The sequence below is a fragment of the Bacillus sp. NSP9.1 genome, from assembly GCF_000465465.2.
In the GTDB taxonomy this organism is placed as follows: domain Bacteria; phylum Bacillota; class Bacilli; order Bacillales; family Bacillaceae; genus Bacillus; species Bacillus sonorensis_A.
In genome coordinates this window covers 4,301,123-4,319,597 of the sequence record NZ_CP048273.1, presented here as the reverse complement: position 1 = coordinate 4,319,597, position 18,475 = coordinate 4,301,123, and the positions used below count along the sequence as shown (strand labels likewise).

Here is an 18,475-nt window from a genome sequence, read left to right as displayed (position 1 = left end):
GTTCCTTTTTGGTGATGAATGAAAGGGAGGCAAGACAAATGAAAAAATGTTTATGTTTTTTGATGTTCGGTCTTTTGTTGTTAGCGGTGCCGACGTTTTCAGCCTCAGCGAGCGTATACGAAGATGAGTACGAACCGAATAATTCAGCAGCTTCCGCGCATGATATCGGATTGTGGAAATATAAGACGATTTCCGCTACGATTCATAGTCCCGAAGATCAAGATTTTTATAAGTTTTATGCAACAAAAGGGGAACAGCTTGCCATTCACCTTAAGAACATCCCTGCAGGTACAGACTACGACCTTGCTTTATTTAAAGACACCTACGGCTATCCTGAAATTGACGCTTCTGAAAGAACGGGAACCCAAAATGAAATCATTCGTTTTGATGTTCCTGAAACGGGAAAGTATATCGCCGCCGTCAAATCGAAAAACGGCACATATGATGGATGGGGATTTTACAGGCTTGAATTTATAGACAGAATGAAAAGCGGCACATATACGGCCAGACTATCTCCAGCCGCAATATCCAGCCCTGGAAAAGGGGCCGTTTCGCCAACGGCTGTCGTAAACTTGGCAAATGTCTCAGCCATCCCTGACGGAGCGGTCGTCAAGAGCGTATCGGCAGAAGGAACGATTTCCCCGAGTCTTGGCAACACCTTTAGAGAAGTGATGAACAAGGAAGAAGGCATCTGGCATACGACCGTCTCTGGTGGAACATTGTTCCCGGACATTAAATTGGAAAACGGACTGCCTGTCAAAACGACATGGAATGCCAGATATTATTCGCTTGCATGGAGCAGTTCTACTTGGAGATCGCCGGAGCTAAAGATCAACTACCAATATGACCAAACATACGGCTGGTAAAAAATAATTGAAAGGAGCTCCCATGAATATTCGAGATACGGTAAAACTTACGCTCTTTACAGAAAAGCTGAAGGATTCACTTTCATATAAACAGCAGTCAAACACAAAAAGGTCTGAGTCCGAAGCCGTTGCTAAAAAGGATACGCTGACCATCAGCAAACAGGCTGAAGAAGCGCAAAAAAACGGACAATCGGGAAAACCGCGAATGAATGGTGCACAGTTTGCCATTTATTCTCTCTATGTAGACAGACAGCGCCTCAGCAGCACGATCGAAGAAACTCTCAGCGAAAACGGTATCACCCTTGCGGAAAATGAAAGCATCCAAATTCATATTGATGAAAAAAATAACATTACAGTTGAAGGGACTCTTGACGATCAGAAAAGAGTGCAAATCGAAAAGGCGCTGAATGGCGTAGAACAGCTGGGAGCGCGGCTGTTAAGCCATTCGGATTATGTCGGTGAACAGAATGGAAAGCCGGTAGACAAAGCCGCTTACGAAAAATGGCATGTCAATGAGTTTTTAAAAACGATGGCCGGGCTGACGCTGTCGGATGTCAGCTTGAATGAAGCGGGTGACATCATCGGCGGAAATGAGAAGCTTGAAAAAGTCATGCAAGCGGCCGCAAACCCGAAAAGCGATTTGGACAGAAGCTGCCGAAGCATGCTGAAAAAACTGAAGAATGTATTGGCAAAAGGTCCGGACACCATCCCCGACAGATCCGCTACTTTTGGCTATTCCGGCGGAACGCTCATGGATCTGAATGTTTCAAAAGGATTTTCCACCGGAGAGCTTGAAGAATGGCTGGATGATCCGCTGTTAAGAAAGGCCATCCTGAATGGCTGATCTGATATATAACGAGCCTTTTGAGCCTGAAGAATGGGCTTGGAAAATTGGCGGTGACACATATTTACTGAAAAAACACCGGCAAATTGACTGTGAATATAGTGAAGAAGACCATGAAGGGTTCTTTGAGTATGATTACGATTTTATGACTCTTTCTTGTTTTGATGAAAAAGGGACCGAGCTATTTACCGCCAGAACATATTGCGATGAGGATGAGATGCACTTCCTTTCCCGTCCGAACGGCAGCCTTAAGGACAATGAACGTCAAGTGATAGAGAAAATTAAAAAAAAGTTTCATGTTATAGATATAAGATATTAAGCAGGCCGAAGGGCTTGCTTTTTTTAAGGCGAAAAAATTTAAATTTTCGCATTGACTCTCACGTTGCGTGATACTTTATAGTCAATAACAAAGGGAGGTCAAATTCATGAAAATGAAAGTGAAAGAAGTTGCTGACTTAGTCGGCATCAGTGTGCGCACATTGCATCATTATGATGAAATCGGACTTTTGAATCCGTCGGAGACAACTGAATCGGGCTATCGGCTGTATTCAGATGACGATCTGGAAAAGCTGCAGCAGATTTTGTTTTTTAGAGAGCTCGACTTCCCTTTAAAAAAGATTAAAAACATTCTCGAAAGTCCTTCTTTTGACCGCAATGAAGCGCTCCAGATGCACCGCAAAATGCTTTTGGAGAAACGCAGACGGCTGGATCAAATGATTGACACCATCGACAAAACGATACAATTTGCGAAAGGAGAAATTGAAATGACGAATGAAGAAAGGTTTGCAGGCTTCGATTTCAGCCAAAACCCATATGAAGAGGAAGCGCGTGAACGCTGGGGAGATGAAGCCATCGACAAAACGAAGGCCCATATTGAGGCTATGTCCGAAGACGAACGAAAAGCAATGGAGCAGCAATATGATGCCATTTACAGAAAAATCGCCGCCCTTCGAAATGGTGCGCCTGATTCAGAAGAGGCGCAGGCGGCCATTCAAGAATGGTATGATTTTTTAAACCAAAATTCCGGTCATCACTTTTCGCTTGAGACTTTCAAATGCATCGGGCAAATGTATGTCGATGATGAACGCTTCACAAAAAATATCGATCAGTACGGAACCGGTTTGGCGAAGTTTATGTGCGATGCCATGGCGGTTTTTGCGGACCGGAATAAGCAATGATAAATGGGGCTGTCCCAAAAGGTCATGACCATGACCTCTTGGGGCAGGCTTTTTAATTTTACAGAACTTTAAGACGGGGAGATGCTTTTTCGCGTAACCAAAAGGCTGTTTTTCGATAGAATACCGATTGAATTCAAATGCTGTATTCTCACATTTTGTTAATTGGTCCCTTCATTCAGCCTCATAATATATTGTTTTGGAGTAAGAAAATGCTCTCGGCATTTGAGAGCGTTATGGTAAAATATTCTTTGTACACAAAAGCTAAGTGCTCACTTGAGGGAGTTCTTGCTCATCCCCATTTGAAAGGGGGTGATGCATATGACAACATTCGAAACAATCTCTTTAATGATTGCTTTCGGCATGTTAATTGCCGTGTTGTCTAAGAAAGAAAAATAGACACTCCCTTAAGCCTTGGCAAGTGAAAGGGATAGTGTCTGTGTTAGAGCTATCTGAGCAAGCCCCTTGATGGGCCGCTTGTGTGCAACGACTCGACTGTTGGCGCAGTCGGGTCTTTTTTATTTTATGCATTTCTTAAAGAAGAAATACATTTTACATGCAGCAATCATACTGTGTTTGTTCCTAAGAAAGAAGAATGGGGCTTAATGAAAATATGTTATTCCATATATTTATATTACTAATTCGTGCCTGTGAAAGCAACTCATAATGCATGATGGGTTCATTCAATTAATGAAATGCCTGACAAAAATAGTGAACGGCAGCTTCTCTTCTCATGTTTGAGCTTGTCATTTTGACGGAGTCAGTATTCACGTCAAATAATGTGCACTGTTTATTGATCATTTTTATGGTAACGCTGATTGACACAAGCCCATTTTCAAAGTAATATATTTTTATAATTCATGAACGGTCAAACGATATTGAAGAAGAGTAAGTACGTGTCAGTTCCGGGGTTTTAGAGAGTCGGCGGCTGGTGAGAGTCGATACCCCCCTGATGCCGAATGGGCTTCTGAATCGCTTCGCTGAAATGCCAGTAGGCGCTGCCGGGATGTTCTCCCCGTTATCAAGAGAAGAATATCGAAAGGGTAAATCCTTTCCGTATTTTTGTGAGCGAATCGTTAATGCGATTCATAAAGGTGGTACCGCGAGACCCTCGTCCTTTTGTGACGGGGGTTTTTTGCATGTTAAGGAGGTGGTGGCCATGGAGGAAGGCTGGCCGGTGTGGCCATGTCAATTTTCAGTCGGAATGGAGGTGGACCAAATGGTGATTGCAGCAGACGACCTGGAAACCCCTTGCCCGCATTGCGAAGGGAGCGGCGAGGAAGACCGGCTCCCGTGCCCGAAATGCTCGGGTAAAGGCGTTATTCTGACCGCGCAGGGTAATACATTGCTTCATTTTATTAAAAAGCATATCGATGAGTAAGGGTGGTTGTAAGTCGTTGAGAAGAGCTGAGATAAGCATAGCTGAGAAGAAAAACGATGTGCAAGGCGGCATTCAGTCCGCTTTCGGTATATGTTTTATGGTATTTGGGACGATGTGTTTTGCGTCCAAATCGATCTTTGTCAAATGGGCTTATGAACAAGGCGCAACACCGGATGCCGTTTTATTGTATAGGCAACTGATCGCCGCACCCATGTTTTGGCTGATATTTATAGTCTATCGGGCAAGGTTTGCGGCCAGACCGAAAAAAACAGAGGTCATAAAGGCCTGCACTGTAGGCCTGCTCTGTTTTTTTCTGTCACCGCTGTTTGATTTCATCGGTCTTCATGATGTGTCTGCAATTGTTGAACGGATGCTGGTGATGAGCTACCCGATCTTTGTGTTGATCCTGTCGGCTTTATTGAACAAACAGATGATGCCGATCCGAGACTTTGCCGCGGTCTTACTGGTGATTGGCGGGCTGTTTTTAGCCGTGGGCGGCTGGGATGCACAATTGGTTGAAGCGAACATGACGGGAGCGGTTTTGATTATCCTGTCGGCTATTTTTTATGCCGTTTATTTGGTTGTATCAGGACAGCTTGTCCACAAAATAGGGGCTGTGCGAATGAATGCTTACGGTATGTCGGCGGCAAGCCTGGCGATGGCCGGATATGCGGGGATTCGGGCAGCTGAAGGTGAGCCGGTCAACCTTGTTGCTTATCCCCCTGCAATGTACGGCTTATTTATCATGATTGCGGTTGTAACGACGGTCATACCGTTTGTCTTCATGCTTGAAGGCATCAAGCGGATCGGAGCGGAACGGGGAGCCTTCATATCAATGGCCGGCCCCGTCCTGACCATTTTTTTCGGCGTCTTGTTTTTGCACGAACATTTAAGCTTGATCCAGTGGTTGGGCTGCTTTCTTGTGCTGTTGGTCATTAGTTTATTGGAATACCGAAAACAAAGGAGTTAATTTAGTCTTTCAAAACGTCTGCTTTGATCACATATGTTTTTGCCGCTAAGTCGGCCTGTTTCTTTTCCGAAAACAGGACTGCAAGGTAAAACAGAACCGAAATGAAATGCACCCATGCGGCGCAATAGCGGACGATAGCCTGCCACAACTTTAGCCGTCCGCCGCTATCGGCGGATACGATGGGAAGCCGGAAAACGGTTTTTCCAATCGTGCCTTGAAGCTTAGTTAACGGCATGAACAGCGGGCAGAACACATAGACGAGAACGGCTGTTGCCAAAACGCCGGGAGAGCCGCCTCCGAATATCAAATCCGAGGAGAGGTGCAAACCAACCGCAATCACACAATCGGTCACTAGCGCCCCTGCCCGGACCCAAACGTCTGCATATTGCAAAATGTATAACGTCCTTTCTGAATGAAGTTATAAATGAGTAACAAAGGGCATGAACCATTTTATAGTCATTTCTTCTCGTTTTGAAAGGGTGATTCGACCTTCTTTTGATAAAAATTTACTATTTCGCTAAATCATGCTCATTTTTATTAACCGATTTCCCCTTCTCCAAAGATTTGATAAAATAAATAAGTTGTAGTATATGATGCGGAGGTTTAAACGTGGGAAAAGTTAAGAGAAACGGGCCTTGTCCATGCGGAAGCGGGCTGAAATATAAAAAATGCTGCGGCAGCAAAGAGGCGGGATTTCCTTCTGTTGCTGTGCAGGAACTGAAACAAGTTCAGAAAGATGTCATGGAATTTGCTTTTACTGAACATAAAGAAACGATCGATCAATTTTTAAATGAATATACTTTTCTATCAGATTTGGAACAGTCTGCCCAAAAAATCTGCGTCTTCAATTTAGGGGTGTGGGGTGTATTTTCCCAGCCGCTTGCAGAAGGCGGATTGACGATTTTCGAAGATTACTTGCAGCGGAAAGGGGCGTCCATTCTCAGATCGCAGACAAAAGAAGCTGTTCAATCATGGAAAAAGATGTCCCCGGCTTTCATGCGGGTGAAGCATTTTACTGAAGCAGGGGTTCGTTTTGAGGATGCTGTTACACATGAAGAGGTCACCGTAAAGATGAATGTGAAGCGGGAAGGGCCTTTTGTAGGCGAGTATGTGCTCGGTTTTCCAATCAAGGTCGCGAGCCATACAGAATTTTTCCTGCAATTCACGATTTATCCGGCAAAAATGGCGGATGTTCTGAAAAGCAGGCTGAAGGAAGCTTTGGACCGCTTTACAGGAGAAGGCGGTGTGAAAGAACAATTGATGAGAGAAGATTTCCCTCATGTGTTAATGAAGCTTTGCCGACAAGACGACAATACGTCTCAATCCGCTTCTCAAGAGATGGAATGGGCCAATGATATGGAAAAAGAGACAGCAGGCGTCATCAGAAAGGGAATGCTTGAAGAAGGCCATTCGGAATCCTTTGTTTCCTGGGCGGTCGGTGTTTGGAAATCGTATTGCGACAAAAAGGCGCCGATCATCAAAAAAACCGAAGCATTTGCGGCGGCATTGGAGTACTTTGTCAATACAGTGTCCAAATCGGAAAAATCCGTCTCCCAAGCAAAGCTTGCGAAAAAATACGGTGTCAGCGCATCAACCGTATCGAATCGTTTTAAAGATATTGAATCTGTCTTGGAAGAAGAGCTTGATCAGCATCTTGAGCTGATGCCTTCTTAACATGACAAAAAAACCTTCTGATTGATTCCGGAAGGTTTTTTAATAGTGTTCATACATGAACAAAATAAAACCGGCCGGATGGCCGGTTTTGTCTTAAGGTGTTATCTCAGAAGCTGCAGCACGCCCTGCGGCTGTTGGTTAGCCTGAGCAAGCATCGCTTGAGAAGCTTGAGTCAAGATGTTGTTTTTTGTATACTCCATCATTTCCTTCGCCATGTCTACGTCGCGGATGCGGGACTCGGCAGCCGTCAAGTTTTCAGAAGATGTATCAAGGTTGTTGATTGTGTGCTCAAGACGGTTTTGCACCGCACCAAGTTTGGCGCGTTCAGCGGATACGGTATCAACTGAACTTTTAATCGTCGTTAATGCTGCAGATGCTGAATCTTTGGAAGAAATATCGATTCCTTTTGTCACTCTGTCTCCGGCAGACAGCTTTTCATCAGCTTGTAAAACGAGTTTTCCGCTAGCATCAGAATATCCTGATTTTTGTTCGACTGTGCTGCCGCCTTCAAGTGCGGAATCGGCTTGTAAAACGAGTTTATCGCTAGTATCGTAGTATCCTGCCGGGTTCGTACCATCAGCGTCTTTCCAAGTTGCCGCATCAGTGCCGCCTGTTTGCAGTTTTGTTCCGTCAGCTGACACCGTATAAGTTTTTTCGTCTTTCCAAGTCAGCGTTTTGGTGTTGTCGCTAACGGCTGTCAATGTATCTGCGTCCGTAGCTTCGTAAAGCGTACCAACCTTTAATGTTTCGGCATCCATTTTATTAACGGAAAGGCTGATCGTTTGGCCTTCGTTAGCCCCGATTTGGAAAGTCAGATCTTTAGCTGATCCGTCGATCAGTTTTTTCGTGTTGAATTCGGTGTCGGTTGAAATTCTTGTGATTTCAGAAGCAAGCTGATCCATTTCTTTTTGCAGCTCGGCACGGTCAGTGTCCGTGTTTGTGTCGTTGACCGCTTGTGTTGCAAGCTCGTTCATCCGTTGAAGGATGCTGTGTGTTTCGTTCAATGCGCCTTCAGCTGTTTGGATTAAAGAAATGCCGTCTTGGGCGTTTCTAGAAGCCATGTCTAAGCCGCGGATTTGCGCGCGCATTTTTTCGGAAATCGCAAGTCCGGCAGCGTCGTCTCCGGCGCGGTTGATGCGAAGTCCTGAAGACAATTTCTCCATGTTTTTGCTGGCAGCGTTTGTGCCAGAAGTCAGTTGGCGGTGCGTGTTCAGCGCTGCAATGTTGTGGTTGATTCTCATTTTTCTTACCTCCGTGTGAGTTCTGTTTTGTCAAAAATCTCTTCGGCATCCTTGCCTTGTGAGATTTCCGTCCGGTGAACGAGAAACTCCTAGGAGCATTCATGTTATATAAGCCCTTTAAGTTGTTGAGGCCGTTTCAATTGCGGATCCGTTGTACATCAGTTTTTGCTCCTGGGTGAGCTCGTTGTTCACCTCTGACATTCCATATATCGGCATGAAATTAGAATTTTTAACATAAAAACAAATTTTTTGATGAAAAGATAAAATTTAGGAGTTTAGTAGGAGGTTAATTGAATTGACAAATAAATTGGAAATCAAAAAAGGGGGATCATATGACTTTTGCATCATTAAAATTATATCGCCATGACCTATATATGTCAAAAAATAACCATTATTCCCATCGTGTCTGAAAAATGTGAATTTATTAAGGATATTTAAAGGGTGAATGACTGTAAAATCGAGGTGGAATGAATCGACATTATATAAAAATAAAATTTGATAGATGTTTGTTTTAATTCGATTTCCAGATGCGGACAGAAGCAGTGGGAATTTTTTCTGACTGTTTCAACGTTCCTCAAGGAATCCTTCATTATTGTCGGCCTCCTTAAACGAGTTTCACCAATCAAATGTCCCCGCCAAGCGCTCCAAAATCATTGACAATTGTTAACTTCGGTTCTGCTGCACCCCAGACGGATGTATCCCGCTTCTTCTTCAGTAAGTCTTCTATGTTGTTTTTGAAGATGCTTCGAGTCTTTCTTTGATCAAGACAAAGCCGTCCAGCTTCAGGCCATTTGCATGCTTTTCCCGGTTCCAGCAAAGGAATGGACGATTCTGGAGTCCGGAAAGGTTTTCATTTTGATTAAATCTTGAGAAAGATATTTTAAGATATCGTAGCCAAACAAAAACAGGGAGAGGGTTATACGATGGATACGATTCTGCTGGAAACAAAGCAACTTCAGAAAAAGTTTGGAAGAGCTAAGGCTCTCTCAGATGTCTCACTGAAAGTCCATAAAAACAGCATTTACGGGCTTTTAGGACCTAATGGAGCCGGAAAGTCGACGACCTTAAAACTATTAACCGGAATTTTGAATCCGACCTCCGGGGAGATTCTTTTTGAGGGACGGAAATGGAAGAGGTCTTTTTTAAAAGAAATCGGCTCTTTAATAGAATCCCCGCCGCTTTACAGCAATCTGACAGCCTTTGAAAATGTTAAGGTCCATGCGACATTATTGGGTATTCCGGATGCGCGAATAAAGGAGGTGCTCAAAATCGTTGATCTTGAGCATACCGGGAAAAAAAGAGCGGGTCAGTTTTCGATGGGAATGAAGCAAAGGCTGGGAATCGCCATTGCTCTTTTGAATCATCCGACATTATTAATACTTGATGAGCCGACAAACGGACTTGATCCGATCGGCATCCAAGAGTTGAGAGAACTGATCAGGTCATTTCCCGAGCAGGGGATGACCGTTATATTGTCAAGCCACATTTTGTCGGAAGTAGAGCAGATCGCAGACCATATAGGAATTATCAGCAGCGGCTGCCTCGGATATCAAGGGAAGATCAATAAGGGGGACGATCTTGAGCGTCTCTTTATGGATGTTGTCAAATCAACACGCGGGGAAGAAGGCGGAGAAAGATGATCAGGCAATATGTAAAAGCGGAGAATTTGAAGTTTAAAAGAACCTTTTCGAGAAAAATGATTTTTCTTGTCCCTTTTATCAATATGTGCTGCGCCTTTTTCATGAACCTCGGATACTTTGTATCAGGTACATATAATTGGTGGTCTATCATTTTGATGCCGGTCCTGATTGCATTGCTGTGTGCATTGTCACATCAAAAGGAAAAGAAAGCGGCAAATTACAACGGGATTTTTTCGCTGCCGATTCAGTTGCATATGATGTGGTATGCAAAAACAGGGGTTATCGCTATCTATTCATTGGCGTCTCAAATGGTTTTCTTAGGCTTCATGTTTGTCATGCAGCTGATCATTCCTCAATTTGCAACTGTCAATTTAACGGTTATGACTGCGAGTCTGCTGCTTTGGATCACGACGTTATGGGAGATACCGCTCTGTTTATTCATCGCTCGAAAGTTCGGGTTTATAGCTGCTGTCATTTTGAATCTGCTGGCTAGCGTCATGTCCGTCATGATGTCGGCAGCAAGCGCTTTGTGGTGGCTGAACCCGTGGAGCTGGTCGATCAGGGTGATGTGCCCCGCGATTGGCATTCACCCAAACGGTTTGCCGCTTGAAACCGGTGATCCTTTGAAAAGCTGGTCGGTTGTTCCATTGGCGGTGGTGCTTTCTGTTCTTTTATGTGCTGTTTTGTTGATGTTGACCAGGCGGTCTTTTTCGCCTGCTGGCGATCGTGGAGCAATAAAACGGGAGGCGGTTTAAGGTGTTGTCATTTTTTAGATGTCTCCTTGCTGATATTAGAAAGAAAAAACGCACTTCCTTTATATGGATGCATGTCACGATTCCTTTTATATGCGCCGGTTTCTTTCTGCTTTATTTCTGCCACAGGGAGCATCAGCCGTATCAATTATATCGGGCATATATTGAAGCGATTGCGGTTGCTCTGCCGCTGCTTATTGGGATTGTCTGCGGAATGACGGCTTCTTTGGAAGAGCAGGCAGGCAAATTTCAAGTGCTGGTAGGGCGTACATCACCCAAATTTGTGGCTTATGTCAGTAAAATGACGCTGCTGCTTTTCATGAACATCTGCGCCATTTACCTGGCTATCGGGCTGTATCTGTTGGGGTTGAGATTTCTTTTTCATGTGCCGAATCTCCCGTATTTTCTTTTTTTAGAGGGCGGGGCCTGGCTGGTCGCTGGAAGCGTTGCGCTCTATTTTATCTATTTTTTGATCAGTTGTACAATCGGAATGGGAGCTTCCGTTCTATTGGGAGGAGCGGGACTTTTGCTGACCGCTCTCATGAATACCGGGCTGGGTGATGCGATTTGGAAATATAATCCTTGGGCATGGGGGATTAGGCTGGCGGAATATAAAGGAATCGAGCAATTCAGCCAAGTCGAAGCTTCCTTCATCACTCTCCTGCATCAAGAAATAAACAGCGGAGCGTTGATTATGGCATTTGCTATAATAGCTTTATTCATTGTGAGCATCATCTGGTTTAGCCGCTGGGAGGGAAAAAAGGCTTATGAATAATGTGAAAAAGGTGGTCGCCAAGTGGCAAAGATTTTGGCAGTAGATGATGAAAAAGATATATTGATCCTCATACAAAATATTTTGCGCCGAGATGAGCACCAAGTTCATACGCTCGATCAGGTGCCGATGGACAATCTCAGCGTTTTTGAAGGCTATGATTTGATTTTGCTTGATGTCATGATGCCGGAAGCGGACGGTTTTGATCTGTGCGGGAAAATCCGCCCGATTGTAGACTGTCCGATTCTGTTTCTCACAGCTAAGACGGAGGAAGAAGCCATTGTGAAAGGCCTTATGACAGGAGGAGACGATTATATTACCAAGCCGTTTGGCGTTCTTGAACTGAGCGCCAGAGTAAACGCCCATTTAAGAAGAGAACAGAGAGAAAAACACCAGACAAAACGGCTGATTTCCGGCTTTTTATTTCACTTTGACAGCAAGGAAGTCTGGATTAACGGACAAAAATTACATTTAACAAAAAATGAATATAAAATATGTGAGCTATTGGCTGTACATAAAGGGCGCATTTTTACAAGAGAAGAAATTTATGATCAGGTGTATGGGCTGGATGGAGATGCCATGCATTCCACGATAACCGAATTTATCAGAACGATTCGAAAAAAATGCAAAGAATATGATGCAGACCCCATTAAAACGGTATGGGGTGTTGGATACAAATGGGAATAGACAAAAAGAAAAAGACGCTTCGCAAAGAACTGATCAAATATATGATGACTTTGTCCTTCAGCTTAGCCGCCGTCACAGCGCTGTATGTTGCCGTCAATACGCTGGGAATGAATGCCGGCTTATTTTACCCGGCCAACTACTATGAACACGAAGCTGAAAAGCTGAAGCCCATGCTTCAATCAGCGGAACGAATAGAGGAAGACATGATCCCGGATGCGATGAAATATGCCGTTCTTGATAAAAAATCAAAGCAAAAAAAGGCGGGGAACATAAAGGAAACCGAGCTGTCTCTCGTGCGGAAAAAAATAGACAACAAGCCGTATGTCAATTATAAGCAAAAAGGATACATGATCATTGATAGAAAAGACGAATATTGTGTATTGGAGTACTCCGTTCGGGCTGAATTCCGTTCTTCTTTTCTGAGGAAGCATTTTCCGAATTATGAGATGACAAGTTTATGCATCATGGTGATCCTTCTTATTGCCGTTATTTTTATCGTGACGACTCTCTTTGCCAATCGCTTAAAAAAACATTTTGAAACATTGAACACAATGGCAAAACAAATCAAGCAGCAGAACCTACATTTCACACCGGAGTTTTCAAATATCAAAGAATTTGATCATGTGATTGAATCGCTCATCGATATGAGGGATGCCCTGCAAGCGTCTCTACAGGCGCAATGGCACTTAGAGAAAACAAAGAAGGAACAAATCGGGGCCCTGGCCCACGATATTAAAATTCCCATGACCATTATTAAAGGAAATGCCGAATTGCTGAGTCTGTCGCCGCACAATCAAGATCAGTCCGATTATATAAAATATATTCTTGCTGCGGGAGATAAAATCGACCAGTACATTGACCAATTAATTCATCTGTCTAAAGCAGAGGAGACATTGCATATCAAGCTCAAAAAAGCAAAGGTGAAAGACCTGGTTGAAAGCGTGCTGAATGATGCGGAGGCGTACATAGGGGGCAAAAACATTGAAATCGAATTAAAAGCACGGAATCTGGAAGGGCAAAAAGCGGCAATCGACCGCAGCCTTCTTCACCGGGCGCTGATGAATATTCTTTCGAACGCCGTAGACTGCACGCCTGAAGGCGGGAAGATTGATTTCGAAGCCGCCTGTACAAACGATACGCTCATATTTACGATAACAGACAGCGGAAAAGGCTTTTCTCCGGAAGGGCTAAAAAAAGCAGCCCAGCTTTTCTACATGGAGGATAAAGGCCGGACTTCCAATGGACATTACGGCATGGGCCTAACCTTTGCACTGAGCGTTGCCAAGCTTCACCAGGGCGATTTAACGATTCAAAATGCGGAAACAGGGGGCGGCCAAGTCAGCATAACCATGCCATTGGTTCAAGATTAAGCGCTTTTTTTGAAAACGCTGTTCAGTTGTTAAACCTTCCGGATGCTCGGAAGGTTTTTCTACGCTTTCTGAAGTTCCTGCTTGAGCCATTGATAAAGTCTTGCACCCGCCTGTTTCAGCGGATAGGCGGACGATTTGCAAAGGATGCCGAACGTCACGCTGATCGGGTTGTCCTGAATCAGGCGGACGGCTGTTTTAGGGGGAGGAGGAGAGATGATGCTTTTGGGAATAAGGGCGATACCGAGCCCTGCCGCTACATAGTTTTTTAAAGCGGTCATACTGCCGATTTCCATTGTATTCATTTGGCTTCCCGGCAGCTCCTGAAAAGCGATTTCGATTTTTTTACGGTATGTGCAGTTGTTGGCCGTGATCAGCAGGCGATGATCCCTGATATCCTGCAGATTGATGAACTCATTTGTTCCGGCGGGATATCCTTCAGGAATCAGCACCGCCAGTTCTTCGCTATAAAGCGGCTCAAAGTAGAGGTCTGTCCCCATGGCCGGCGTTGAACAGACGGCAAGGTCGAGCTCTCCTTGAATAAGCCGTTCCGCCAAGACTTGCGAGTTTGCAATATCGACGGAAACCCGTACTTTTGGATAATCTGTCAAAAACCTCCCCAACATCTCCGGCAATTGGCAGCTCGCAATCGGTTCCACCGCTCCTAACCGAATATTCCCCGCTTCTCCAATCAGTAAATCCGCCATGTTGTTTTGAAGATGATCCATATCTTTGACAATGTGTCTGCTTTCTTCAAAAAAGAGCCTGCCGGCTTCAGTCAGCCGGAATGTTTTTCCCCGCTCAAGCAAACGTATGCCAAGATCTGCTTCAAGTTTTTTGATCTGCATCGTAACGGTGGACTGGGCGTAGTTCAATTCTTCGGCCGCCCGGTTAAAACTCCCGCAGGCCACGATTTTATGAAATGTTTTTAACGTTTTCAGATCCATCATCATCACTCTCGATTCAATAAAATTGAATTTATCATTCAGATGATTCAATTATACAAATCAAAGTCGCGAAAGTACAATAAAGTTATGAAGAAAGGAAGTGAATATATGCCGTTCGTCCATGTTTATTATCGAGAAGGTCTATTGAATAATGAGGAATTAAAAAAGGTGAGCAATAGTATTCATCATTCATTAATTGAGCATTTTAAAATTCCGGAAGATGATTATTTTCACATGTGTTTACCCTACCCATCTAATCAATTTTTTTTCGATCCGAATTATCTTTTAGAAGGGGAGAAAAAGAGATCAGATAAAATGATCCATGTTTCCATTACATGTGCGCCAGGAAGAACAATCAATCAGAAAAGGAATTTGTATCAATCCATCTCGGAAGCTTTTTATCATCATTTAAACATCTCTACAACTGATATTTTTATTACATTAAACGAGTCATTTGCTGAAAACTGGTCATTTGGTCAAGGAATAGCACAAATGGTGAATACGGAGGAGGAAAAAGATTAGTGAATGACCGCATCGAATCCAATATACCAAAGAAAATGAGAGATATTGCTCCCGATTTTGTTGATTACGGAGAAAACATATTGTTCGAAAAAGTATGGAGAGATCCTGCTTTAACATCAAAAGAAAGAAGTTTATGTACTCTATCTGCTCTGATTAGTATGGGCAATACTGAACAACTGCCATTTCATTTACAATTAGCTGAAAAGAATGGAATCAACGAAAAGGAAATGACTGCTTTGATTACACATATGGCCTTCTACGCTGGATGGCCTAAAGCAGCTGCAGCGCTAAATGTAATCATGAGTAAAAAATGACGATATGATCTCTCTTTCAAGCCATCTCACGCTAATAAAAGTAATCATATTGATAGAAAAAAGAGGTGCAGAACCTATGTTTAAAAATAAAGTGGTATTGGTAACCGGTGGTGCAACAGGAATTGGGAGTGCAACCTGTATAAAGCTGTCTTCTCTAGGAGCTAATGTGGTTGTAAACTATTCAAAGTCACTTCAAGAAGCACAGAATACGTACGATCAATTATCAAATTCCGGGCTGTTGTATCAGGCAGATATTAGTGATGAGCGTCAAGTAAACGAAATGATTCTGACTTGTATTCAAAAGTTTGGAAAGTTAGATTACCTCGTTAACAATGTTGGGATTACGCATCAATTGGCGATGGATGATTTTGATGGAGCCACTGATGAAATCTGGGATAAACTTTGGAATGTAAATGTGAAAGGAACATTTTACTGTATTAAGGCAGCAGCACCTTATTTAAAAAAAGGAGAAGATTCAGCAATTGTTAATGTTGGAAGTGTAGCAGGCATAACCGGGTTAGGTTCCTCCGTCCCATATGCAGTGACAAAATCAGCTGTTCATGGATTGACAAAATCGCTTGCGTTTTCACTAGCACCAGACATAAGAATTAATAGTATTGCTCCCGGTGCTGTTGATACAAGATGGTGGAAAGGAAATGAAGAAAAAATGAACGCCCTGGCTGGAAATATTCTATTGAAAAGAATTTCCACACCTGAGGACATTGCTGAAACCATTTGTTATACACTTCTTCAAAAGTCACTAACAGGACAAATCATAACGGTAGACAATGGTCAAACGATGTAGAATTCGATTCCCTTTTTATTGATAACTGAGGATTCAAATTCTCGGCAGTATCGCCGGGCAGACAGGCGCGGTTCTTCGCTTCCGTATGCTGTGTCTAAAGCGGCGGTCCACGGGCTGACGAAATCGTTGGCACATGCGCTTGCCCCGGAAATCAGAGTATGCAGTGTGGCTCCCGGTGCGGTTGCGACAAGATGGCGGGAAGGCCGAGAAGAAAAAATGAAGCAGCTCAAGCCAACAACTCCCGCTCAGATAGCAGTGCCGGAAGATATCGGGCTGATCTGCGACATTTTGGAACAAGAAGCGCTCACAGGCCAGACAGACATCATCATTCTTTTTTTCTATTCCTATATGAGACGATTTACCTTATGATGAATCATATAGATGAGAAAAAGAGGGAAGACTTTATGAGACGTATTCAATCTTTAGAAGCAATTGAGCAGGTGAAAAACGGAGATTTGCGTGTTTTGCGGGAGGCAGAATGGTTGAAATATCTGTTTTTGACCGAGGAGCAGAATGTGAATTTGGAACGGGTCTCGTCCTTGGAAAAGATGCCGCCCCGCCCCGTTCTTCTTTATGTTGAAAAGACGCTTCGCATTCTAGAGCAAACCGATATCCCGAAGCGGGAGAAAGACATCATCGAAGAGGTTCTTATTTGGAGTGAGGCCGCTAAATGCGGGCAGCCGCATAAACGAAAGGAATGGCGCGAGAAAGGGTTTCAGCTGGAGATTCACAATATAGGCTCGGCGCAAATTTACGCTGAGCGGAATCGTCCATTTGCGCCTGACCGGGAAGATGTTGAGGAGCTCGTATACGTGTTGATTTTGACGCACGGCCTTGTCGGACAGTACATTCGCGGGGAAACAAGATACCGGCAATTCGCGCCTTTGATCGACTGGATTGCTGCAGCTAAACCGTTGGACATCGATATCAGACGGGTTCTGTCCGTCCTGAACAAATGTATTATTGCGGGTGTGTCCTTTGAGCTCTGGGAATCGATTGAGCATGATGTGAACGATGTCATCGCTCGTATTGCCGGAGGAGAGCGGGACAAGGATCTGCCGTTTGCGGAAAGGCTGAAAAAACTGCGACGGCAGGCGATCAATGCGGGAGAAGACAGCAGCCTTTATCAGCCGTTTCTGAAGGAGCACTCGGCCGAAGACGCGCTGCGGCGTTTCTTAGAAAAAACGGACTTGTGGTATGTGGAATCTGCGCTTTCCTCATTCAGTTTCGAAGAGTTTGTCAAAATCTTTCTGCTCACCCTTCGTTCGGCAAATCCTTTATCCGTCAAGCACATCAGCTTTGAACCGTTGATGAAAGATATCTACAGGGATTATCAGGGTGTACGGCATCCAAATATTTATAAGAAACGCATGATTGAAGCGTATTTGAAGGAGCTGTCCATCAAGGGTTTGCTGAATGGGAAGCTGCCCGCCAACGAACATGTTTCCTTAACCGTCAAGACCTTTGATCATGCTTCTGAAATTGTCGGCGTGTTTTTTTCTTTTTCAAAAGCGGGCACTAAGCTGATCGAATTTTGCCAGGAAGCGGAGAAGTCACCATTGTATGAACGTGCGATCGTGCTGCTGTATGACTTCTTCGAGTTTCGCCGGGATTCATTTGACCGCCTCCAAAATGAACAGACTTATTTGTCTGATATGAATCGTGCGGAAGATTATAAAAAGAAGATTGCCGATTATGCCGTAGGGGAGAAGATGCTTGATATCGGGGCCGGCGGAGGCGTGATGCTTGACTTGCTGACCGAGCACCACCCGGAAGCTGAAGTCATCGGAATCGATCTGTCGGTCAATGTGATAGAAGAGCTGCAAAAAAGAAAAGTGCGGGAGCATAAACCGTGGCAGGTCAAACAAGCAGATGCATTGGATTTGCCGGAGTACATCGAAAAAGAAAGTGTCGACACGATCGTTTTTTCATCGATTTTGCATGAAATGTTTTCATATATCCCTTATGAAGGCAGAAAATTTAATCAGCGGGTCATTGCTAAAGCTTTAAGAAGCTCCTTTGACGTGCTGAAGCCTGGCGGCAGAATCATTATCAGAGACGGCATCATGACGGAAGCCAAGGATGATACGCGCCGGATTCGCTTTAAAGACCCGCGCGGAATCGATTTTTTAAAAAGGTATGTCCGTGATTTTAAGGGACGCAGCGTGCAGATTCTCAAGTTGGAGAACGACGCGGCGACGCTGTATGTCAACGATGCGATGGAATTTCTCTATACATATACCTGGGGGGAAGAAGCATACCCCCATGAAGTGCAGGAGCAATTCGGCTATTTTACCCCTTCAGAGTTTCAAGCGTGTATTGAGAAAGAGCTTGGCGATCGCGCCAATATCCTCGTGTTCGAGCATTATGTGCAGGAAGGGTATGAAGAGCATCTTTCTCCTAAAATTGAATTGACCGACAGGCATGGCGCTCCTGTTTCTTTGCCTGACAGCACCTGTTTTATTGTCGTTGAGAAAAGATAGCAGAAAAAAAGCACCTTTTTGAAAGGTGCTTTTTT

Annotated in this window: 20 protein-coding genes, 1 pseudogene and 1 other annotated feature; of the genes and pseudogenes, 18 read left to right on the top strand and 3 right to left on the bottom strand. The window is 44.1% G+C overall.

Annotated features, from left to right (window positions below):
• The first annotated feature begins 38 nt into the window (after positions 1 to 38).
• From M654_RS22205 to M654_RS22175, 7 genes are all read left to right on the top strand, one after another.
• Positions 39 to 866: a PPC domain-containing protein gene (locus M654_RS22205; protein ID WP_026585748.1), complete on the top strand. Its 828-nt coding sequence runs from the start codon at positions 39 to 41 to the stop codon at positions 864 to 866.
• Positions 867 to 888: 22 nt separating this feature from the next.
• A complete protein-coding gene (locus M654_RS22200; RefSeq protein ID WP_026585749.1) occupies positions 889 to 1,710 on the top strand; it encodes a hypothetical protein in 822 nt (273 codons plus the stop codon).
• The gene (locus M654_RS22195) at positions 1,703 to 2,029 is read left to right on the top strand and encodes a hypothetical protein (RefSeq protein ID WP_026585750.1); all 327 of its coding nucleotides are present in this window, start codon (positions 1,703 to 1,705) and stop codon (positions 2,027 to 2,029) included. The genes M654_RS22200 and M654_RS22195 overlap by 8 nt, the downstream gene beginning before the upstream one ends.
• A 106-nt stretch (positions 2,030 to 2,135) precedes the next feature.
• Entirely contained in the window at positions 2,136 to 2,888 is a 753-nt protein-coding gene (locus M654_RS22190; protein ID WP_026585751.1) for a MerR family transcriptional regulator, read from the top strand.
• Positions 2,889 to 3,200: 312 nt separating this feature from the next.
• Complete coding sequence (locus M654_RS24045; RefSeq protein ID WP_034291561.1) at positions 3,201 to 3,284, top strand: putative holin-like toxin; 84 nt, start codon at positions 3,201 to 3,203, stop codon at positions 3,282 to 3,284.
• A 470-nt stretch (positions 3,285 to 3,754) separates the two neighbouring features.
• Positions 3,755 to 4,007 (top strand) — a binding site (T-box leader).
• Positions 4,008 to 4,104: 97 nt separating this feature from the next.
• Positions 4,105 to 4,266: a tryptophan RNA-binding attenuator protein inhibitory protein gene (locus tag M654_RS22180; protein ID WP_026585752.1), complete on the top strand. Its 162-nt coding sequence runs from the start codon at positions 4,105 to 4,107 to the stop codon at positions 4,264 to 4,266.
• A gap of 16 nt (positions 4,267 to 4,282) precedes the next feature.
• Positions 4,283 to 5,236, top strand: a complete 954-nt coding sequence (locus tag M654_RS22175) for a DMT family transporter (protein ID WP_026585753.1) — start codon at positions 4,283 to 4,285, stop codon at positions 5,234 to 5,236.
• Between the two features lies 1 nt (position 5,237).
• Here M654_RS22175 and M654_RS22170 read toward each other — a convergent pair whose 3' ends face one another.
• Positions 5,238 to 5,627, bottom strand: coding sequence for an RDD family protein (locus M654_RS22170; RefSeq protein ID WP_026585754.1), 390 nt, complete (start codon positions 5,625 to 5,627; stop codon positions 5,238 to 5,240).
• Between the two features lie 218 nt (positions 5,628 to 5,845).
• On the opposite strand from M654_RS22170, the gene M654_RS22165 reads away from it, so the two are divergent.
• On the top strand, positions 5,846 to 6,910 hold the full coding sequence (locus tag M654_RS22165; RefSeq protein ID WP_026585755.1) for a YecA family protein: 1,065 nt from the start codon (positions 5,846 to 5,848) through the stop codon (positions 6,908 to 6,910).
• Between the two features lie 101 nt (positions 6,911 to 7,011).
• Here M654_RS22165 and M654_RS22160 read toward each other — a convergent pair whose 3' ends face one another.
• Positions 7,012 to 8,151, bottom strand: coding sequence for a flagellin N-terminal helical domain-containing protein (locus M654_RS22160; RefSeq protein ID WP_026585756.1), 1,140 nt, complete (start codon positions 8,149 to 8,151; stop codon positions 7,012 to 7,014).
• A 923-nt stretch (positions 8,152 to 9,074) separates the two neighbouring features.
• On the opposite strand from M654_RS22160, the gene M654_RS22155 reads away from it, so the two are divergent.
• From M654_RS22155 to M654_RS22135, 5 genes are read left to right on the top strand one after another with little or no spacing between them, the layout of a single operon-like run.
• Positions 9,075 to 9,791, top strand: coding sequence for a lantibiotic protection ABC transporter ATP-binding protein (locus M654_RS22155; protein ID WP_026585758.1), 717 nt, complete (start codon positions 9,075 to 9,077; stop codon positions 9,789 to 9,791).
• Complete coding sequence (locus M654_RS22150; RefSeq protein WP_035427835.1) at positions 9,788 to 10,546, top strand: lantibiotic immunity ABC transporter MutE/EpiE family permease subunit; 759 nt, start codon at positions 9,788 to 9,790, stop codon at positions 10,544 to 10,546. The genes M654_RS22155 and M654_RS22150 overlap by 4 nt, the downstream gene beginning before the upstream one ends.
• Position 10,547: 1 nt before the next feature.
• Complete coding sequence (locus M654_RS22145; protein ID WP_026585760.1) at positions 10,548 to 11,318, top strand: lantibiotic immunity ABC transporter MutG family permease subunit; 771 nt, start codon at positions 10,548 to 10,550, stop codon at positions 11,316 to 11,318.
• A gap of 21 nt (positions 11,319 to 11,339) precedes the next feature.
• Positions 11,340 to 12,002 carry a response regulator transcription factor gene (locus M654_RS22140; protein ID WP_026585761.1) on the top strand — a complete coding sequence of 221 codons (663 nt, stop codon included), beginning with the start codon at positions 11,340 to 11,342 and terminating at the stop codon, positions 12,000 to 12,002.
• The gene (locus M654_RS22135; protein ID WP_026585762.1) at positions 11,993 to 13,372 is read left to right on the top strand and encodes a sensor histidine kinase; all 1,380 of its coding nucleotides are present in this window, start codon (positions 11,993 to 11,995) and stop codon (positions 13,370 to 13,372) included. The genes M654_RS22140 and M654_RS22135 overlap by 10 nt, the downstream gene beginning before the upstream one ends.
• 59 nt (positions 13,373 to 13,431) lie before the next feature.
• Here M654_RS22135 and M654_RS22130 read toward each other — a convergent pair whose 3' ends face one another.
• Positions 13,432 to 14,316: a LysR family transcriptional regulator gene (locus M654_RS22130; protein WP_026585763.1), complete on the bottom strand. Its 885-nt coding sequence runs from the start codon at positions 14,314 to 14,316 to the stop codon at positions 13,432 to 13,434.
• Positions 14,317 to 14,424: 108 nt separating this feature from the next.
• Between M654_RS22130 and M654_RS22125 the strand changes: the two genes are divergently transcribed.
• The 5 genes and pseudogenes from M654_RS22125 to M654_RS22105 all read left to right on the top strand — a co-directional run bounded on the left by M654_RS22125 (position 14,425) and on the right by M654_RS22105 (position 18,440).
• Positions 14,425 to 14,838: a tautomerase family protein gene (locus tag M654_RS22125; protein ID WP_026585764.1), complete on the top strand. Its 414-nt coding sequence runs from the start codon at positions 14,425 to 14,427 to the stop codon at positions 14,836 to 14,838.
• Positions 14,838 to 15,152 (top strand): carboxymuconolactone decarboxylase family protein, encoded by a 315-nt coding sequence (locus M654_RS22120; protein WP_026585765.1) that lies wholly within the window; start codon positions 14,838 to 14,840, stop codon positions 15,150 to 15,152. The genes M654_RS22125 and M654_RS22120 overlap by 1 nt, the downstream gene beginning before the upstream one ends.
• A gap of 76 nt (positions 15,153 to 15,228) precedes the next feature.
• On the top strand, positions 15,229 to 15,957 hold the full coding sequence (locus M654_RS22115) for an SDR family NAD(P)-dependent oxidoreductase (protein WP_026585766.1): 729 nt from the start codon (positions 15,229 to 15,231) through the stop codon (positions 15,955 to 15,957).
• A 40-nt stretch (positions 15,958 to 15,997) separates the two neighbouring features.
• A pseudogene (locus tag M654_RS22110) lies at positions 15,998 to 16,326 on the top strand (SDR family NAD(P)-dependent oxidoreductase); the annotation flags it as partial.
• A 35-nt stretch (positions 16,327 to 16,361) separates the two neighbouring features.
• Entirely contained in the window at positions 16,362 to 18,440 is a 2,079-nt protein-coding gene (locus M654_RS22105; RefSeq protein WP_026585768.1) for a class I SAM-dependent methyltransferase, read from the top strand.
• Positions 18,441 to 18,475 lie beyond the last annotated feature (35 nt).

Excerpts from the sequence above, each read along its gene's own strand:
- M654_RS22195 (WP_026585750.1), top strand. The coding sequence starts at position 1,703 with ATGGCTGATCTGATATATAACGAGCCTTTTGAGCCTGAAGAATGGGCT.
- M654_RS22200 (WP_026585749.1), top strand. The coding sequence starts at position 889 with ATGAATATTCGAGATACGGTAAAACTTACGCTCTTTACAGAAAAGCTG.
- M654_RS22125 (WP_026585764.1), top strand. The coding sequence starts at position 14,425 with ATGCCGTTCGTCCATGTTTATTATCGAGAAGGTCTATTGAATAATGAG.
- M654_RS22105 (WP_026585768.1), top strand. The coding sequence starts at position 16,362 with ATGAGACGTATTCAATCTTTAGAAGCAATTGAGCAGGTGAAAAACGGA.
- M654_RS22115 (WP_026585766.1), top strand. The coding sequence starts at position 15,229 with ATGTTTAAAAATAAAGTGGTATTGGTAACCGGTGGTGCAACAGGAATT.
- M654_RS22160 (WP_026585756.1), bottom strand. The coding sequence starts at position 8,151 with ATGAGAATCAACCACAACATTGCAGCGCTGAACACGCACCGCCAACTG.
- M654_RS22155 (WP_026585758.1), top strand. The coding sequence starts at position 9,075 with ATGGATACGATTCTGCTGGAAACAAAGCAACTTCAGAAAAAGTTTGGA.
- M654_RS22130 (WP_026585763.1), bottom strand. The coding sequence starts at position 14,316 with ATGGATCTGAAAACGTTAAAAACATTTCATAAAATCGTGGCCTGCGGG.
- M654_RS22190 (WP_026585751.1), top strand. The coding sequence starts at position 2,136 with ATGAAAATGAAAGTGAAAGAAGTTGCTGACTTAGTCGGCATCAGTGTG.
- M654_RS22180 (WP_026585752.1), top strand. The coding sequence starts at position 4,105 with ATGGTGATTGCAGCAGACGACCTGGAAACCCCTTGCCCGCATTGCGAA.
- M654_RS22205 (WP_026585748.1), top strand. The coding sequence starts at position 39 with ATGAAAAAATGTTTATGTTTTTTGATGTTCGGTCTTTTGTTGTTAGCG.
- M654_RS22135 (WP_026585762.1), top strand. The coding sequence starts at position 11,993 with ATGGGAATAGACAAAAAGAAAAAGACGCTTCGCAAAGAACTGATCAAA.
- M654_RS24045 (WP_034291561.1), top strand. The coding sequence starts at position 3,201 with ATGCATATGACAACATTCGAAACAATCTCTTTAATGATTGCTTTCGGC.
- M654_RS22150 (WP_035427835.1), top strand. The coding sequence starts at position 9,788 with ATGATCAGGCAATATGTAAAAGCGGAGAATTTGAAGTTTAAAAGAACC.